This window comes from Cytophagales bacterium (genome assembly GCA_033344775.1).
Classification (GTDB): Bacteria; Bacteroidota; Bacteroidia; order Cytophagales; family Cyclobacteriaceae; genus JAWPMT01.
Window position 1 is genome coordinate 356,984 of record JAWPMT010000007.1, and the last position, 16,867, is coordinate 373,850.

14 protein-coding genes are annotated in these 16,867 nt (G+C 44.7%); 11 read left to right on the forward strand and 3 right to left on the reverse strand.

Going from position 1 to position 16,867, the window contains the following annotated elements; all coding sequences use genetic code 11:
• The first annotated feature begins 1 nt into the window (after position 1).
• Positions 2 to 1,108 carry a DUF4249 family protein gene (locus R8G66_33560; protein MDW3197353.1) on the forward strand — a complete coding sequence of 369 codons (1,107 nt, stop codon included), beginning with the start codon at positions 2 to 4 and terminating at the stop codon, positions 1,106 to 1,108.
• Between the two features lie 76 nt (positions 1,109 to 1,184).
• Here R8G66_33560 and mnmD read toward each other — a convergent pair whose 3' ends face one another.
• On the reverse strand, positions 1,185 to 1,862 hold the full coding sequence (gene mnmD / locus R8G66_33565; GenBank protein MDW3197354.1) for a tRNA (5-methylaminomethyl-2-thiouridine)(34)-methyltransferase MnmD: 678 nt from the start codon (positions 1,860 to 1,862) through the stop codon (positions 1,185 to 1,187).
• A gap of 114 nt (positions 1,863 to 1,976) precedes the next feature.
• Here mnmD and R8G66_33570 point away from each other — a divergent pair, with 114 nt between their 5' ends.
• The 3 genes from R8G66_33570 to R8G66_33580 all read left to right on the forward strand — a co-directional run bounded on the left by R8G66_33570 (position 1,977) and on the right by R8G66_33580 (position 4,918).
• Positions 1,977 to 2,993 carry a hypothetical protein gene (locus tag R8G66_33570; GenBank protein MDW3197355.1) on the forward strand — a complete coding sequence of 339 codons (1,017 nt, stop codon included), beginning with the start codon at positions 1,977 to 1,979 and terminating at the stop codon, positions 2,991 to 2,993.
• Between the two features lie 259 nt (positions 2,994 to 3,252).
• Positions 3,253 to 3,960 (forward strand): response regulator, encoded by a 708-nt coding sequence (locus R8G66_33575; GenBank protein MDW3197356.1) that lies wholly within the window; start codon positions 3,253 to 3,255, stop codon positions 3,958 to 3,960.
• A gap of 112 nt (positions 3,961 to 4,072) precedes the next feature.
• Positions 4,073 to 4,918, forward strand: a complete 846-nt coding sequence (locus R8G66_33580; protein ID MDW3197357.1) for a hypothetical protein — start codon at positions 4,073 to 4,075, stop codon at positions 4,916 to 4,918.
• Between the two features lie 62 nt (positions 4,919 to 4,980).
• On the opposite strand, the gene R8G66_33585 is transcribed toward R8G66_33580, so the two are convergent.
• Positions 4,981 to 7,344: an FtsX-like permease family protein gene (locus R8G66_33585; protein MDW3197358.1), complete on the reverse strand. Its 2,364-nt coding sequence runs from the start codon at positions 7,342 to 7,344 to the stop codon at positions 4,981 to 4,983.
• A 233-nt stretch (positions 7,345 to 7,577) separates the two neighbouring features.
• On the opposite strand from R8G66_33585, the gene R8G66_33590 reads away from it, so the two are divergent.
• A complete protein-coding gene (locus tag R8G66_33590) occupies positions 7,578 to 8,642 on the forward strand; it encodes a carboxypeptidase-like regulatory domain-containing protein (GenBank protein ID MDW3197359.1) in 1,065 nt (354 codons plus the stop codon).
• 4 nt (positions 8,643 to 8,646) lie between these two features.
• Here R8G66_33590 and R8G66_33595 read toward each other — a convergent pair whose 3' ends face one another.
• On the reverse strand, positions 8,647 to 9,858 hold the full coding sequence (locus R8G66_33595) for a TCR/Tet family MFS transporter (GenBank protein MDW3197360.1): 1,212 nt from the start codon (positions 9,856 to 9,858) through the stop codon (positions 8,647 to 8,649).
• Positions 9,859 to 10,328: 470 nt separating this feature from the next.
• Between R8G66_33595 and R8G66_33600 the strand changes: the two genes are divergently transcribed.
• The 6 genes from R8G66_33600 (at position 10,329) to R8G66_33625 (ending at position 16,864) form a co-directional block, all read left to right on the forward strand.
• Entirely contained in the window at positions 10,329 to 11,972 is a 1,644-nt protein-coding gene (locus R8G66_33600) for a TldD/PmbA family protein (protein ID MDW3197361.1), read from the forward strand.
• 20 nt (positions 11,973 to 11,992) lie between these two features.
• Entirely contained in the window at positions 11,993 to 13,309 is a 1,317-nt protein-coding gene (locus R8G66_33605; GenBank protein MDW3197362.1) for a TldD/PmbA family protein, read from the forward strand.
• Positions 13,310 to 13,370: 61 nt separating this feature from the next.
• Positions 13,371 to 14,000 carry a DUF4159 domain-containing protein gene (locus R8G66_33610; GenBank protein MDW3197363.1) on the forward strand — a complete coding sequence of 210 codons (630 nt, stop codon included), beginning with the start codon at positions 13,371 to 13,373 and terminating at the stop codon, positions 13,998 to 14,000.
• Positions 14,001 to 14,098: 98 nt separating this feature from the next.
• Positions 14,099 to 14,344, forward strand: coding sequence for a hypothetical protein (locus tag R8G66_33615; GenBank protein MDW3197364.1), 246 nt, complete (start codon positions 14,099 to 14,101; stop codon positions 14,342 to 14,344).
• Positions 14,345 to 14,374: 30 nt separating this feature from the next.
• Entirely contained in the window at positions 14,375 to 15,877 is a 1,503-nt protein-coding gene (locus R8G66_33620) for a glycosyltransferase family 39 protein (protein MDW3197365.1), read from the forward strand.
• A 9-nt stretch (positions 15,878 to 15,886) separates the two neighbouring features.
• Positions 15,887 to 16,864, forward strand: a complete 978-nt coding sequence (locus R8G66_33625) for a MoxR family ATPase (protein ID MDW3197366.1) — start codon at positions 15,887 to 15,889, stop codon at positions 16,862 to 16,864.
• Positions 16,865 to 16,867: the final 3 nt, after the last annotated feature.

Genomic DNA, 16,867 nt, shown 5'->3' on the forward strand with positions numbered 1-16,867 from the left:
CATGAAAAAGTTTATTTATCTACTTGCTGCACTTTGGATTTTCACGGGATGTGAGACGGAAGTGAACCCGAATTTGAGTGAACCGGCAAACATTGTGGTAATCGATGCCTGGTTGACAAATCAAGGACTGACACAACATATTAATGTAACGCGTTCACAAGCCTATTTCGAGGATGCGGCACCACCGAAAATACCCGATGCCGTGGTTACGGTAACAGATTTAACAGATCCTGGTATTGCGCCTTATGTCTTTCAGGAGAATGAAGAACGATATACCTGGAACAGTACTGACGGCAATCCTCTAGGGATCGTTGGACATACTTACGAATTGGAAGTGGTGATTGATGGGGTGACTTATACCAGTCGCACGACCATGAGCGATGTTCCTGCGATCGACAGCCTTACGTTCCGTCTGGAAGAAGGAAATGCATTCTTTGATGACCTGATCTTCGCAGAATTCTTTGCTACTGACCTTGAGGGTGTGGATGATACTTACTGGATCAGAAGCTGGAAAAACGGTGAATACCTCGGAGAACCTGATGAAATCGTCGTGGCTTATGATGCTGCATTTGGTGCGGATGACGATAACGACAACCTGCCGTTCATTCAGCCCATCAGGGATGCCCCAAATCCATTTGAAAATGCGCATAGCGGTGATATTTTATCGCCTTACGCGCTTCCGGATACGTTTCTGATCAGTACGGATTCCGTGTTTGATCGAGCGGGAAATTTGTATGGAGTTATCAGTGACGGGGTGATCCTGATTGACGAGGAAAACGAATATGTGTTTGAGGAGATTGATGCGATTCTTCTCGCAGATGAACGATTCACGATTCGAAATGATAGTCTTTTTGTGGCTGGTGATTCTGTTTATGTGGAAATACATTCTATCAGTAATGATGCGTGGTTTTTCATGAACCAGGTCATCATTGAAACGACTCGTGCCGGAGGTTTCGGTGCATTATTCGCTACGCCATTGGCCAACGTGTCTACGAACATCATTCCTGAGTCTCCTGAAAATCGAGTTGCGGGATTCTTCAACGTAGCAGCCGTTTCGAATGCTGGCCGAAGATTGAATACTGAGGACGAAATAAGGGTGTTGTTTTAAGTTTCGACAGGCTTAAGGACGCGCTCGAAAGGTAGAAATTGATCAGAGTCACTCGGAAGAGGAGTCTGATCTTTTTTTAACCCTTAATCGCCCTGACCATTTCCTTTTTACCCAGGGCTCCAGGTAAAACCTCCAATTCAAAACCGCAGGCTTTCAGGTTTCTTTTGAATTGACCTTGGGCGCAGTAGGTAACAAGGATTCCTCCTTTATTTAAAAGGCCGTAGCACTTTTCAAGATTTTCAAGTGCCCAGACTTCCGCTTGTTTGCTTGGCGCAAAGGCATCCATGAATACCACATCTACGGAGATTGGAGAGGTAAAGTCTTCTAGTTTTTGCTCGTATTTGGAAAGATGGAAATGCTCCGAAATGGCTGCTGCTGTTTCCCATGAGCTTTTGTGAATTGCCTGGAACAATAACCGATCATCCTCATCACTGGCATAATTCAACTGCTGGTAAATTGCCTCAGGAACCGGGAATGGTTCTACGGAATGAAAATGGACCTTGATACCGCGTTTAGCTGCAAATTGAGCACTCAATAAGGCGTTCAAGCCAGTACCTAAACCCACTTCAAAAACAGTAATTTCCTTTTCCTCAGATTCATTCAAAAAGTGTTCCAGCCCTTTATCGATGAAAACATATTCCGATTCACCCAATGCCCCTTTATGCGAATGATAGGTTTCATCCAGGTCTGCCCGGTACAGGGTGTGTGACCCGTCATTGGTAGCTTGTATTTCTAAAGCAGGAATATTGCTCATCTTTGCGATTTAGTAAGCGAAATTAACGGATTTCAAAGCCGGAAATAAAATTGACTAATCCTGTAATAATCAGAGTTTGATGAACGACTAAATAAGCAAATACCTCTTACCACTATGAAGACACTTTCCATCAATCGATCTATTGCCGGTCCGGTATTGGTGCTGGGCATCATGTTGACTGCTTTTGTCATCGTGTCTTCTGATGCCTTCCAGACCAATCCGAAAGAATTGGCGATGGCCATTACCGTAGATCTTACTTTATTAAGTCCGATCTTGTATCTGTTGCTGATCCGAAAAACAAATTTGCCGAACATCACGGTTGTTCCCGTTTTCGTATTGGGAATGATCTCCACCGGGTTGATGTTACCCAGTCAGCATCATGCGACTTTGCATTTTGTAGAGACGTATTTCCTGCCTTTCGTAGAATTAGGGGCGATTTCCGTGATCATCTGGAAGTTTGTGAAACTAAGGAGATCTTTTGTGAAAAATGCTGAACGCAACATTGATTTCTTTGAAGTAATGAAAGAGGCTGCTAAGGAAGTGATTCCGGGAAAGGCGAGTGTCTTTTTGGCAACGGAGCTTTCCACTTTCTACTATGGCCTGATCAACTGGAAAAAGCGAGCGTTAGCGCCGATGGAATTTACTTATCACTGCAAGAGCTCCAGTACCGCACTTTTTTATGTCGTCATGTTCCTGGCGGTTGTCGAGACGTTTGTATTGCATTTATTATTGCAACGTTGGAGTGAAGTGGCCGCCTGGATCTTTTCTGCCATCAGCATTTATACGGTCTTTCAAGTACTGGGAATTGTTCGTTCCATGAGTCAACGCCCAACCCGATTGAACAGTGATAGCATTGATGTCCGTTACGGTATCCTGAATGAAGTGTCTATTCCTTTTGATCAAATAGAATCGATTGAACATTCCACTGCTGCAAAAGAATGGAACAAGGAAATCCGTGCATTATCACCGTTTGGAGACTTTGAAGGGCACAATGTGGTGATCAAAGTGAAGGAGCCTTTAAAGATTAATGGCATTTACGGGATCAAAAGATCTTTTTCGGAATTGGCTTTTCATTTGGATGAGCCAGAACTGTTTTTAGAATCGTACGAGGAACGGGTGAAGGGTGGATGAAAAAATAACTTCACTTTGTCATCTTTAGAAAATCAATTGTAATAATCAGAAGGGTAACTGTAATTGCCGTAAACCCCTTCCCTAAAGGGTGCGGCAAGGGAAACAGGTAATTTATTTTCGTCCTTTCCCTTTAGGGATGTCAAGGGTGGAAGGAAAGGTGACAAAGTATTCGCTAACATCGTAGGCTATTTTTCAACCCACAATTCCCAATTGATTTTTATCTTAAGGCTGTAATCACAAGTCCTATCTAAAATTCCTTATGAGCACACGTGTGCTGATTGTAGAAGATGAACCTATCATCGCCGATGACATTGCCATGACCCTCGATGATTTAGGGTTTGCTGTGGCCGATATGGTCAATTCAGCGGAGCAGGCTATTCAGGCAATTGCCGAAAGGAAACCGGATATCATCTTGCTCGACATCAAGATCAAAGGGGAGAAGGATGGCATTCGACTGGCGCATGAGATCAATGAAAAGTTCAGGTTGCCTTTTGTTTTTCTGAGTTCACTTTACGACGAGAACACGATTCAGCGGGCCAAAAGTGCTAATCCTGGTGCGTATGTGGTGAAGCCCTTCAAGGAGCAGGACCTTAAAGTGGCCATCGAATTAGCCTTAACCAAAAAGAAGTCACTACAAGTGACTGAAACACCGGAAGAGCCTAACCTGTTCGTTCGGAAGTCAGGAGCGATCGTTCCTTTAAATTTTGAAGAAGTCACGCATGTGGAGGCCGATGATAACTATTGCGTGTTCCACGAACCTGGTGAAAAGCATGTCGTGTCACACACGTTAAAAGAAATTGAGCAGAAGCTGACCGTTGCAGGCTTTTGCCGGATCCACAAATCTTTTTTGGTCAACATCAAAAAGATCAATCGCATCGAACATAGCGTGGTTTTTATTGAAGAGACCATGTTGCCTATCGGCAAAGCGTACCGCAAGCCTTTCTTCGATCGTTTGACGGTGTTTTAATTCCGTTTACTCATTCTCCGGGCTGTTTACCCGTAGCTACTGGCGTTCACCCTTGTTTCTTAATTCTTTTGAGCTTCTGACAAGCAATAATCAATCGTAAAAAGAAACAGGAATGACCAGAATTCTATCATTATCCATTGTATTGACTCTCGTTCTTCAAACCGCATTTGGACAGTCTAGTGGCGCAGCTCTTGCCGATGGAAGTGAAACAAGTGCCCTTAACTTCGATGCGAAGGAATATCAATTCAATTTCAGTATCAATGCCGATGAAATTAAAAATGCCTTCAATGCCAAGAGGAAGGGCTTTCAATATGCGGTAAAAGTATCCTTTGAAAATGCTGGAGACTGTGGTTCGAAAGATGTCTGGAATTGGCAGGACATTTATAATGATGCAAGTCTTTCTTCCATGGCCGGTTCTGGCAGCCCGATGGAGCTCACAGTGGATGCAGATGATATTAACGGCATTGTTGAAAGAGAATTTGAACAATGTGGTTGGGCGTCATCTGGAAATGTGGTGGCATCACTCATCATCCCTAACAAGAAAGGGGCAATGATGACCATCAGTGAAATCAGATTGTCAATTCCATCCAATGCACAATCAGCTAGCCTCTCAAGTTCAAGCGGCGAGATCCTGAAATTATTCAAGACCGGTTTAGCAGCCAATGCCATCAATGACAAGACACTTGCTCGTTCCGTGAAATCTTACATGGAAAATAAATGGCCTGCTGAGAATATCACAACCGTGCACCTGACCGATCAGCAGTACCAGAACCTTGCCAAGACGGCATTCAAAATGGATGGCTATTACATCACGAGAAAAGGCATTACTTGTAAGTACAACAGCTTCTACGGGGATGTGAAATCTACAGATTCGGGGTATAGCATCACCTTCTTCAATAGCATGGACGCGGAAACCACCATTGATTGTGGTGTAGCGGACCAGCTTCAAAATATGTAAGCCGCCAAATGCTTGTGTGGAAAGGCCGTCACCAAAACAACTGAAGTGACGGCCTTTATTTATTACTCTATCCTCAATCCTTCTGTAGGATTGCTTCTTCTCACCTTATTGATTTGTGAGCTAATGGTCAGCACCACAGAAAACAGAATGAATCCAATGGCCATCATCACCGGAATGACGGACATAGGCATATGAAAGGTATAGATGGAGTCCATCAATGTGTCGATGAGCAAGAAACTTATTGGTCCACCCAATACGAGTGCAATCACCAGGAAAATAAAGAAATGCGATCCAACGGATTTCACCAGGGCCAGAAGGTCCGCGCCTAATACTTTTCGAATACTGAATTCCTTTCTGCGTCCAGCTACATTCAATGCTACCAGACCGTATAAACCAAAGCATGACAACATCAAGGCCATGATGGCCACTGAAGTCATGATGATTTTATGCCCGTGGGCATTTCTGAAAAATTCTGCAAATAATTCCTTTTGATGATCGCCCTCGAAAGGAGCTTCAGGATACAAGCTTGCCCAGGTACTTTTTACATCCTCTAATACCGTTTCAGCCGTTTGTGGTTGCGTTTTGATGAGCATCAATCGCTTGTCTTCCTCTTCTACCACCCGCATGAACATCGGATTGATGTCACTCCAAAAGCTACGTGCATAAAAATCTTTCAATACACCTTTCACTTCATAGCTCGTGCTGTCATATCTGAATGTTTTACCTAAAGGGTCGGTCCAGTTGAGTTGACTGGCAAAAGATTCGTTGATGAGGACCTTTGTTCGATCGCTTTCATAATTTTCCTGGAACCCGCTTCCATTGATGATGGCCAAACCGAGGGTTTCCGTGTAGTTTGCAGTGATGTCCATGCGATCCGCCTCGAATTTTCGATCTGGCAGATCTACGACAGAAGAAGAAATGGCATACCCTACATGATGTCTGCCTCCTGCAATGGAGACTACATTGGAATTGCCAGCTATCTGATTTTTAAATTGTTCATAAGTCGTGAAATCCGGTACTTCTACTACAAGTGTGTTGTCCTGATCATAACCCCATGGCTGTTCATTTTGCCAGGTATTGTTCATGGTGAAGGAGATGCCCGCCACGACGGTGATACAGGCCAAAACAAATTGCATGGTCAGGAATACTTTGGTGAGCTTATTCTTTTGGCCAAATCGGAGTTTGCCTTTGAAGATACTTACCGCCTGGAACTTGGAAATATAGATAGCAGGGTAGGCACCTGATGCAATGGCAGTGAGCAGCAACATGCCAATGATGTACACAAAGAACTGCATCTCAAATACCTCAAAAGACATGTCAATGCCGAACAGTAGGTTGAGTTGAGGGACAAAAAAGAACGTGCCCAGGCAAAATCCAAGGGCGAGGGCTATCCCTGATAACAAGATATTTTCGGTAATGAACTGCACTACCAATTTTGCTCGATTGGCTCCTATTACCTTTCTTACCCCAATTTCCTTCAGCCTTTTCGTTCCGGAGGAAATCGCTATATTCAAATAGTTAAGGCAGGCCAGTGCCAGCATCATGGCCGCAATGATGGTCAATACCACATGTCCTTCCCGGTCGGATTCGCGGGAGACATCCCAGCGGATCTCATTGGACCGATCATACAATGTAGCTAAGGGTTCAAAAGAAAATTCCTGGATTTGCCAATCGGCTTGTGCTGCATTGACGAGCTCCTTGTAGGTATTGACAATGCTCGTCACTTCTTCAATTTGCAGCGGATCTTCCAGTTCTATAAAAGTTGCCCCAATATTTTGGGACCAATCGGAGGGTTTGAATTCATCCTGAGCGATCTCTAGAATATTGTAGTTGGCAAGGAAATCAAACGCGTAGCTCGTTTTCATTTCCGTTACGTTTACTACGGCAACCACATTCATGGGTACTTTTTTACCGCCATTGAAAATCACCTGGATGGTCTTACCAAGGGGGTCAGCATCCGCAAAGTATTTTTTAGCAGTGGTAGCATTGATCACCACGTTGTTCCGATCCGTGATTTTGGACAGATCACCTGTTACCACATCGAAATCGAACATCTCGACAAAAGCAGCATCCGTCAAACGGACCCTTTCCCTAAAGACATTCGCATCTTTCTTCACGATGACCTCTCTACTGGACATGCGGGTCATGTTTTTGATTTGTGGGAAGTCTTCTTGCAGCTTTAAACCAACAGGAGCCGGAGAGATTCCAAAAAGGTCGGCAGATCCGTCTCTGTCGACCAGGCTAGTCAGCATGAACACCCGGTCACGTTTGGTGTGTTGGGTTTCATAGCCAAACTCCATGGACAAATAAGTGTAAGTAACCATGCAAGTTCCGATGGCCAAAGCCAGTCCAAATACGTTGATGAATGCAGATAATGGATTTTTGAGGATATTCCTCAAGGAGGTTTTTAGGTAGTTCTTGAGCATTTTGACCTTCTATTAAACCCATAAGATGCCAAAACAGGCATGAAGGTTGCTTAATTGTAAAAATAACCGGGCCCAAAAATGAAGATTGCCCAAACATTATAGCCTTGATTGAAAAATCAAAATTGCCGTTGTTATCTTCGGATCTCCTTTGAGAAAACTATTCCGAGACGATATGGATTATAAAGGTATGTTGAATCCCTACTTTTAAAGTACCACCTTAATTAATCAAGTCTATGAGGACGAGACCTTTTATGCTTTTGTTTTGGTGTTTGGTGACAACTCATGCGGTTTGGGCACAGCTGACGGTTCAGGGACAGGTTGTTGATGCTGAAACTCAGGAGCCTATCGAGGGGGTCTCGGTGTTTTTGAACAACACCAGCTATCATGCGGTAACGGATTCCATCGGAGCTTTTACCATCATTGGTATGCAGGGGGCTCACCAGTTGATTGCTTACAAGGATGATTATAAGCGTTCAATTACTTCGATCAATCGGTCAACTAAAGCTCGAGTTGAGCTGAAGCGACCTTTTAAGCCTGAACAAACAAAAGAAAGTCAAGATGCGCCCAATCCTTATACAGCCCTACAACTCGAGGAATTTCTCAACACGTTTAAGCTGGATTTTTTGGGTCGCAGCAGGAATGCAGAGAACTGTGAAATCCTCAATCCGGAGGTACTGACCTTTAATTTGGCCGGAGGAAATACCTTGAGGGTAACTGCTTCAGTACCTATTGTGATTAGGAATAACCGTTTAGGGTATGACTTGACGTACCACCTGAAATCCTATGTCAGAAATCTTAGAACCACTTCTTATGTGGGTCATGTGTTTTATCAAAATACACCTGGTTTGGAATTGAAGCCTAAGCACTTTCAGGCGAGAGAAAAAGCGTACAATGGTTCAACTGCTCATTTTTTGCGGTCCGTGTTGGCAGGAAAACACAACCGAGAGGGCTACAAACTCCAAACTGCTACAGACGTAGGAGGCAACTGGATCTACAAAGAAGTGCCTATTTCCAATCTTGCGGTTTACAATAACGAAGGTGTATATCTATTTGGTGCGGGTAAGTTTCGGATCATCTATTTGCCGGAAAGGCGAGAGTATAACTATGTGCGCTGGTTAAAAGCGAATGGCATCAAAGAGTTTGGGCGAGGACAATACACCGACATGGAATTCGCTGCGCAAAAAGTAAAGATCCTTCCTTCAGGCACAATCGATCCTCCGTTAGGATTGGTGTTTCGCGGTTATATGGGCTGGGAGCAAATGGCAGATGCCTTGCCGATGAATTATAATCCCCAGTAAGTAACTAGAAAGTTTTGCCTTTGAGTGATTTGATGGCAATAACCAGGCTGATGACCGCCAGAATCGTCCCTAGCATGAAGGGAGCTCCCGGGAAATAAACGGCTGCATTCGGATCGGTAAATTCATAGAAAATGCTCAACATGACTAACGGTCCAATGATGTTGGTCAGGCTTTGAAGGCTCGTGATGCCACCTTGCAATTCTCCCTGCTGATTCGCTTCTACCTGTGAGGTCATGATGCCTTGCAGTGATGGTCCCGCGAGTCCGCCCAGGGCATAGGGCAGCATGATCGCGTAGACCATCCATCCTTCTGTAGCTAGTCCCATTAACAAGAGCCCCGCAGCATTGAAGGATAGTCCTACAACTACCGCCTTATTCTGCCCGAATTTTTGCACGAATTTTCCTACCAGTCCTCCTTGGACGATCGCGATGACAACACCAACAAATCCCAGTGAGAGTCCGATTTCTAAGGGTGACCAGCCGAAGTTTTCTCCGGTGAAAAAGGCCCAGGTGCTGTGCGTGGCGTGTTGCCCAATAAAGATGAACACCATCACCACTAATAAACCAGTAAGCAACGGGTAGTTTTTCAATTGTACAAGCGTCCCAATAGGGTTGGCTCGTTTCCAGTCGAAAGGGCGGCGGTTTTCTTCGGCAAGTGACTCAGGTACTACAAAGTAGCCGTAGAGCCAATTGAGGCCTGTGAGTCCTGCTGCTGCGAAGAATGGAATCCTGGTGCCTATTTCTCCTAGCAGTCCACCTACGGCCGGGCCAATGACAAAACCTAATCCGAATGCTGCCCCGATCAGTCCAAAGTTTTTAGCACGATCTTCTGGAGAAGAGATATCAGCGATGTATGCGGAGGCAGTTGTATAGCTCGCGCCACCGATGCCGGAAATAATTCGCGCTATAAACAACCAGGTAATGGTCGGTGCATACGCCAGGAACAAATAATCGATGGCAAAGCCAAATAGGGAGATAAGTAACACGGGTCTACGGCCGTATTTATCACTGAGTCCTCCAAGGATAGGACCACAAATAAACTGACAAAAGGCGTACAAGGCAGTTAACCAACGGGCATAACCCGCGGCTTCTTGTGTGGTGCCACCAATCAATTCTTCGATTAAGTCAGGCGTGATGGGGATGATCAAACCAAGTCCAAGAACGTCGACAAAGACGGTAACAAAGATGAATCCAAGTGCAGCTTTTCGTCGCTTCATGTGTTGTGGTTGAATATCGACGCGAAGCTACTGGAAATGATCGGATTAGGTGAGAGAAAAATTTATTTGAAGACTGGCCCTGAGCGTCATTGTGAAATTTTTCGACCTATCTTTTTTTAAGGTCGAAAAATGTCCCCGCAATCTCTTAATACTCAGGTTCGAGGAAGTTGACATTTAATCAGATCTACTAAATGAATTTGAGATTCCCGATCAGGTCGGGAATGACGGAAATAATGATAGACAACTCGAAGGAATGCCCCGTCAACCTAGACCCGGTCGTGGGTAAGGCAGTTGGTCTGTGCGGAAGAAGGGACGATCGATGGATGTGAAAAGTTGATGAGTGTCTCCCGGGAAAATTTACTATTGGCTTAAAACAGCCGCCGCTCAAATAATTTAAGGTTTGAATTGTGAATAGCAGAGAATAGTTTCATCGGTTCATATCTGATTGTCACACCAAAAGCCTAGTTACAGTGAAGAGAAGAGATTTCATGCAAATGGCTGGATTGGGAGCAGGGGCGATGATGTTGCCTGCTGTACCGATCATGGGAAATCCCATCCATGCCGAGGAGTTGCTGAATCCTGGATTGAGCGTCGCTCAAAAGAAGCAACTTGCTGATGTAGCACTGAATACCGCCAAAGGCATGGGAGCTACCTATGCAGATGCGCGGATTGGACGCTACCTCAACCAATACGTTTTTACCCGAGAAGATAAAGTGCAAAATGTAGTGAATACCGAATCGTTTGGTATCGGTATTCGTGTAATTGCCAATGGTACCTGGGGATTTTCATCCACCAATGATGTGAGTGCCGAGGGTATCAAAAAAGCCACGGAGCTGGCCATCGGCATTGCACGAGCCAATTCGAAAATACAGAAAGAGCCGGTACAACTCGCTCCGGTGCAATCTTACGGAGAAGTTTCCTGGAAAACTCCGATCGTAAGAAACTCGATGGAAGTGCCGGTTTCTGAAAAAGCCGACCTTTTGCTGACCGCCAATGCCAGGGCCATGGAAAATGGTGCCAATTACATTAATTCGGCCCTTTTTATGGTGAATGAGCAGAAGTATTTTGCTTCTACCGATGGATCGTACATAGATCAGGATGTGCACCGCATCTGGCCATTTATGAGTGCGACTGCCATTGACCCTAAAGCAGGGAAATTCAAGACACGTCAGGGACTCTCAGCACCTATGGGACTGGGATACGAATACATGACGCCTGATGCTAATGAAACCATCAAAGGACTTGGAGGGGTAGATCTGTATCGAAACCGATATGATATGGTAGCAGATGCTACAGCTGCTGCTCAGCAGGCAAAAGAAAAACTGACGGCCAAGTCGGTGGAGCCTGGAAAGTATGACCTGGTCTTGGATCCCAATCACCTTGGATTGACCATCCACGAGTCTGTAGGCCACCCATTAGAACTGGATCGTGTACTGGGCTATGAGGCAAATTACGCGGGCACCAGCTTTGCTACGATTGATAAATGGAAAACCAAAGAGTTTCAGTATGGTAGCGATATCGTGAATCTGGTCGCGGACAAAACGCAGGTGGGCTCACTTGGAGCGGTAGGTTACGATGACGAAGGTGTAAAATGTAAAGAATGGGACCTGGTGAAAAATGGGGTACTGGTGAACTACCAGGCGATCAGAGACCAGGTACACATGATTGACCAGGGCGAATCGCATGGCTGCTGCTACTCACAGAGCTGGAATGATGTGCAGTTCCAGCGGATGCCAAATGTTTCTTTGAAGCCAGGAACTGAAAGGTACTCTCCTGAGGACATGCTCAAAGACGTTGAGAAAGGTATCTATATTGTAGGTCGTGGTTCGTATTCCATTGATCAGCAGCGCTACAACTTCCAGTTTGGAGGTACGCTGTTCTATGAGATCAAGGACGGAAAAATCGCGGGTATGCTGGACGATGTGGCTTACCAAAGTAATACCCAGGAATTTTGGAATTCTTGTTCGAAGATCTGCGATGAATCTGACTATCGCATGTTCGGTTCGTTCTTTGACGGAAAAGGACAGCCTTCGCAAGTCAGTGCAGTATCTCACGGATCGTCAACAACACGTTTTGATGGGGTGAATGTGATCAATACAGGAAGAAATATTTGATAACGAATTAAGGAAAGACAATGGCTATTTATACCAAAGAAGATGCGAGACAAATTCTCGAAAAAGCATTGAGCTACTCTTCGGCTGATACCTGTGAAGTCAACCTGACGGGATCAAATAGTGGCAACATACGATACGCTAGAAACACGGTTTCTACAGCGGGTGCGCAATCCAATCAACAGTTAGTAGTTACCTCCAGTTTTGGCCTGCGAGTTGGGACGGCAACCATCGATGAATTCGATGATGCGTCTTTACAAAAGGTGGTAAAACGTGCAGAAGAATTGGCAAAACTGTCGCCAGAAAATCCGGAATTCATGGAGCCTATGGGGCCACAGGAATATGGAGAATCCAGGCAATATTTCCAATCGACAGCAGATATCACACCCGAGTATCGGGCTAAAGTAGCTTCCAGTAGTATTGATCCGGCTAGTGCCAAGGATGTTACGGCTGCTGGGTTCTTAGAAGATTCTGCCAATTTTCAGGCGATGCTGAACAGCAATGGCTTGTTCGCCTATGACCAATCATCGAGCGTAGACTTTACGGTAACCATGCGTACCAACGATGGTACAGGCTCTGGATGGGTGACACGAGATGTAAATGACGTCAATCAATTTGATGCCGAAGAAGCCTCTGCGATTGCAATAGATAAGGCATTGCAAAGTCGTCAGGCCAAAGCCATCGAACCTGGAAAGTACACCGTGATATTGGAACCTGCTGCTTCTGTACAGTTACTGGGAAACATGTTTGGTGCATTCAATGCCAGAACGGCGGATGAGGGACGAAGCTTTATGTCCAAAGAAGGAGGAGGCACCAAGCTCGGTGAAAAAATTGTAGATGAGCGTGTCAATCTTTATTCTGATCCGCAAAATTCATTGGTGCCGGGTAGTACCTGGAGTCAAAATGGCCTTCCGGTGAAAAAGATGGATTGGTTGAAAGATGGAGTGGTCTCTAACCTGTTCTATTCGCGCTATTGGGCGAAGGAAAAAGGAGTTAATCCTGTACCATTCCCATCTAATGGAATCATGGAAGGTGGAGATGCTTCATTGGAAGACCTGATCAAAGATACGAAGAAAGGGATCGTCGTGACGCGATTGTGGTACATCCGAACGGTGGATCCTCAGACTTTGCTTTACACCGGCTTGACGCGTGATGGAACGTTTTATGTAGAGAATGGGAAGATCAAACACCCGGTGAAAAACTTCCGTTTCAACGAAAGCCCGATCATCATGCTGAATAACCTGGAGGAGCTAGGGCAGCAAGTACGGGTAAATGGCAACCTGATCCCTTACATGAAGGTGCGTGACTTTACGTTCACCAGTTTGTCGGATGCGGTATAATTGATAGATTTAATGAATATTCAAGGCTGTGCTCTTAGGCACGGCCTTTTTCTTTGAGGTGATGCGCTACGCAAAAGGATCAGAATTCTTCTTTACACGATTGCAATACGAGTCTGGGGATTGGGATACCGATCAGCGTATGCCCAGCAATCTCTTGAATTCTTTGATTGAGTACACTACACTTCCGGTGAATACCGTCGAAAATGTAGTGCCACTGGGTAGTGATGAAGTATTCAATTGCCCTTTTTGTTATATATCCGGTCATAAGTTGGTGCAATTCACCAAAGAAGAGAAAGCCAATTTTAAACGGTACGTTGAGAATGGTGGATTCGTTTTTGCGGATGATTGCAACCATGATATTGATGGGCTGTTTGCCAAATCCTTTGAGCAGCAAATGGCGGATATTTTCGGAGAAACTTCCCTGAAAAAAATTCCCAATGACCATCGCTTGTATCGTTCCTTCTTTGAATTTGATGGTCCGCCTACAACCTCACAGGAACTCAATGGCTGGGGTGACGACATTGTCCATGATTATTTGAAAGCCATAGAAGTAGATGGCAGAGTGGGCGTTTTGTACAGCAACAAAGATTATGGGTGCGAGTGGGATTATGATTTCCGCAACAAGCGCTGGTACAAGATTGACAATACCCGCTTCGCTGTGAATATCGTGATGTACGCGATTACGGCGTAGTAATGTACGCTCGAATACTTGGGTCTATTGGATTAATTCTAATCACTTTACTTTTCGTTTCCGAATGTCGTAGTTTGAGAAGCGACCGCCCATTATTCATGGGAGAAACAAAAGACATGACGGGATTTGTAACCGCAATTCGCGGAAGTGCAAGGTTTAAGACAGCTGTCGTTGAAATCAGATATGAATACTTCTTTGAGGATAAAAAATACATTGGAGTAGCTGTTAAACGTGGGCATTTAGCTAAAGCTCAAAAGGGTGATAGTTTGCTGATTGAAGTATCCAGGCTGTTTCCTTCTCGCTCTTATGCGATTGCCACTTACCCATTAGTTGAGGAATTCTAATAATTTCGAGTTTTGGAATCGCAAATCTTAATGAACAAGCTCTTTCTTGCTGAAATAAATTTGAAGAAAGTCATTTTATTTCATTTGACGATTTCAGCTCTCAGGTTGCTCTACCTTACCTTGGGACCAACTGACCTTTTCCTCGAAGAAGCACAATATTGGTTATGGTCGACTGAATTGGATTGGTCGTATTATTCCAAGCCTCCGTTCGTAGCTTATTTAAACTTTATAAGTACCTCCATTTTTGATCATACTGAGTTGGCGATCAAGTTCAATGCTGTCGTCATGGGGCTGATCTTTACGCTGTTTGTGTATTTGATTGCAAAAGAATTTTTCAAGGATAATCGCGAGGCGTTTTGGACTTCTCTGTTGGTCTATGCCATGCCTTTCTTTCACACGACTTTCAATTTTTTCCTGACGGATGCACCACTTTTGACAGCCTGGGCAGGAGCTGTATATTTCTATTTGAAAGCGATCGTATCCAATCACACGAAACACTGGATTTTGTTAGGAGTTTGCTGTGGCGTAGGGCTCTTGTCAAAATATACGATGGTACTTTTTGCGCCAGTAGTATTGATCCATATGCTTTGGTTTCATAGAGGTTACTTGTCTCAAAAAGGCCCATACATCACCTTATTAGTTGCCGCATTTTTCTTATTGCCGGTTTTGATCTGGAACCTGCAAATGGACTTCATTTCTTTTCGGCATGTGGCTTCCATAGGCAAGTCGGAATTGACCTTTGCTAAGCGACTAACTTTTGTCAGTGAGTATTGGGGAGGCCAGATCGCCATTGTTTCACCATTTCTCTTTCCATTCTTAGCCATTGCGATTTATCGGGCACTAAGAAGCAAAGACAGCTCTCAGGCATTTCTGGCTTTAGGCCCAATCTTGGTTTTCCTTTTTTTCTTGATTTATTCCTTTACGAAAAGAGTAGAGGTGAACTGGGCTGTTTTTGCTTACTGTTCGGTACCGATTCTTGTGGTACAACAGTTTGGTCAAATGAAAAATAGCAAGCTCGGTTGGCATCTAGCAACCTTGACTTTCAGCTTGTTATTGGTCTTTTCTTACCTGACCCCTTACCTGCACCCGCTCGGACTTCATAAAATATGGCCGCCCAAAAAAGATCCCGTGCATCGAGTAGTAGGATGGGATAAATTGGGACAAAGATTGCAGGAGATCATCGATGAGCAGGTAAGTGATCCTTACTTCCTTTTCAGTGATAGTTATGAAGTCGCCTGTCAGGCTGCTTTCTACACCAGTGACCATTTACGGCCTTACAACATCAATTTGGGTCGGCGACAAAATCAGCTGGATTTGTGGCCGGGATTGGAATCGATCGAAAATCAGGGCTATACTGGTGTATGGGTGAAGAAAGGAGAAGGATTGCCTCAAGAAGTGAAAGAAGGCTTTAAAAAGGTGGTTCATCAGGAGACTTTGGACATTGAACTGGGAGGCATCGTAGTAAAAACGTTCACCATTGCCGTGCTTGAAGATCTGCAGCACATCGAAGAGCAAGAATCTAATTATTACTAGTTGGAACCAATAGAAGCATTAGCATCGGAAGTCAACGAACTGGTCGATAAACTAGGTCAGTTGAAGACTGAGATCCATAAAGTCATTGTCGGTCAGGATCAGGTCATTGATGAATTACTGATCGGTCTCTTGGCCAAAGGGCATGTCCTGATTGAAGGGATGCCCGGTCTGGCCAAAACCCTCTTGATCAAGACCTTGTCGGAAGTCGTAGACCTTTCTTATAAACGCATCCAGTTTACGCCGGATTTGATGCCTACCGATATTTTAGGTACGGAGGTCATAGAAGAGGAGGGTGGACATAAAACTTTTGTCTACAAGCAAGGTCCCATTTTTGCCAACATGGTCCTGGCGGATGAGATCAACCGAACGCCACCCAAGACCCAGGCCGCGTTGCTGGAGGTCATGCAGGAGTACAAAGTGACCTACGGAGGAAAGGACTATCATATGGACCTGCCATTTTTCTTGTTGGCTACTCAAAACCCTATTGAGCAGTCGGGCACTTTTCCATTGCCTGAAGCACAAACAGATCGTTTTTTGCTCTTCATCAAGATTGGATACCCTACTGAAGAAGAAGAGACTGAAGTCTTGAATAGAACTACCGGTAAAGTCACAGAAAAGCCTAATCCAGTATTGAATGCCAAGGAGGTCATTCGACTGCAGGAATTGGTAAGAGAAGTAACCATCGATGAGGAGCTCATTTCAGCGGTAAGCAAGTTGGTTAGAAGAAGCCGTCCTGACATGTCCTCGGATGATTATATCAAGAATCACGTGGCTTATGGAGCGGGTCCACGAGCAGGGCAGGCGATCATACTCTGTGCCAAAGCCAATGCGCTGTTGGCTGGCAGATATGCCGTCATTCCTGAAGACCTGAGAAAAGTAGCTTACCCAGCTTTACGGCATAGAATTGCCCTAAACTTTCGGGCTGAATCGGATGGATTGACCACTGATCAACTGATTGATCATTTATTGAAAGATTTCAAATACTAAGCT

Excerpts from the sequence above, each read along its gene's own strand:
- R8G66_33605 (MDW3197362.1), top strand. The coding sequence starts at position 11,993 with ATGGCTATTTATACCAAAGAAGATGCGAGACAAATTCTCGAAAAAGCA.
- R8G66_33575 (MDW3197356.1), top strand. The coding sequence starts at position 3,253 with ATGAGCACACGTGTGCTGATTGTAGAAGATGAACCTATCATCGCCGAT.
- R8G66_33570 (MDW3197355.1), top strand. The coding sequence starts at position 1,977 with ATGAAGACACTTTCCATCAATCGATCTATTGCCGGTCCGGTATTGGTG.
- R8G66_33620 (MDW3197365.1), top strand. The coding sequence starts at position 14,375 with ATGAACAAGCTCTTTCTTGCTGAAATAAATTTGAAGAAAGTCATTTTA.
- R8G66_33580 (MDW3197357.1), top strand. The coding sequence starts at position 4,073 with ATGACCAGAATTCTATCATTATCCATTGTATTGACTCTCGTTCTTCAA.
- R8G66_33590 (MDW3197359.1), top strand. The coding sequence starts at position 7,578 with ATGAGGACGAGACCTTTTATGCTTTTGTTTTGGTGTTTGGTGACAACT.
- R8G66_33585 (MDW3197358.1), bottom strand. The coding sequence starts at position 7,344 with ATGCTCAAGAACTACCTAAAAACCTCCTTGAGGAATATCCTCAAAAAT.
- R8G66_33615 (MDW3197364.1), top strand. The coding sequence starts at position 14,099 with ATGGGAGAAACAAAAGACATGACGGGATTTGTAACCGCAATTCGCGGA.
- R8G66_33560 (MDW3197353.1), top strand. The coding sequence starts at position 2 with ATGAAAAAGTTTATTTATCTACTTGCTGCACTTTGGATTTTCACGGGA.
- mnmD (MDW3197354.1), bottom strand. The coding sequence starts at position 1,862 with ATGAGCAATATTCCTGCTTTAGAAATACAAGCTACCAATGACGGGTCA.
- R8G66_33595 (MDW3197360.1), bottom strand. The coding sequence starts at position 9,858 with ATGAAGCGACGAAAAGCTGCACTTGGATTCATCTTTGTTACCGTCTTT.
- R8G66_33610 (MDW3197363.1), top strand. The coding sequence starts at position 13,371 with ATGCGCTACGCAAAAGGATCAGAATTCTTCTTTACACGATTGCAATAC.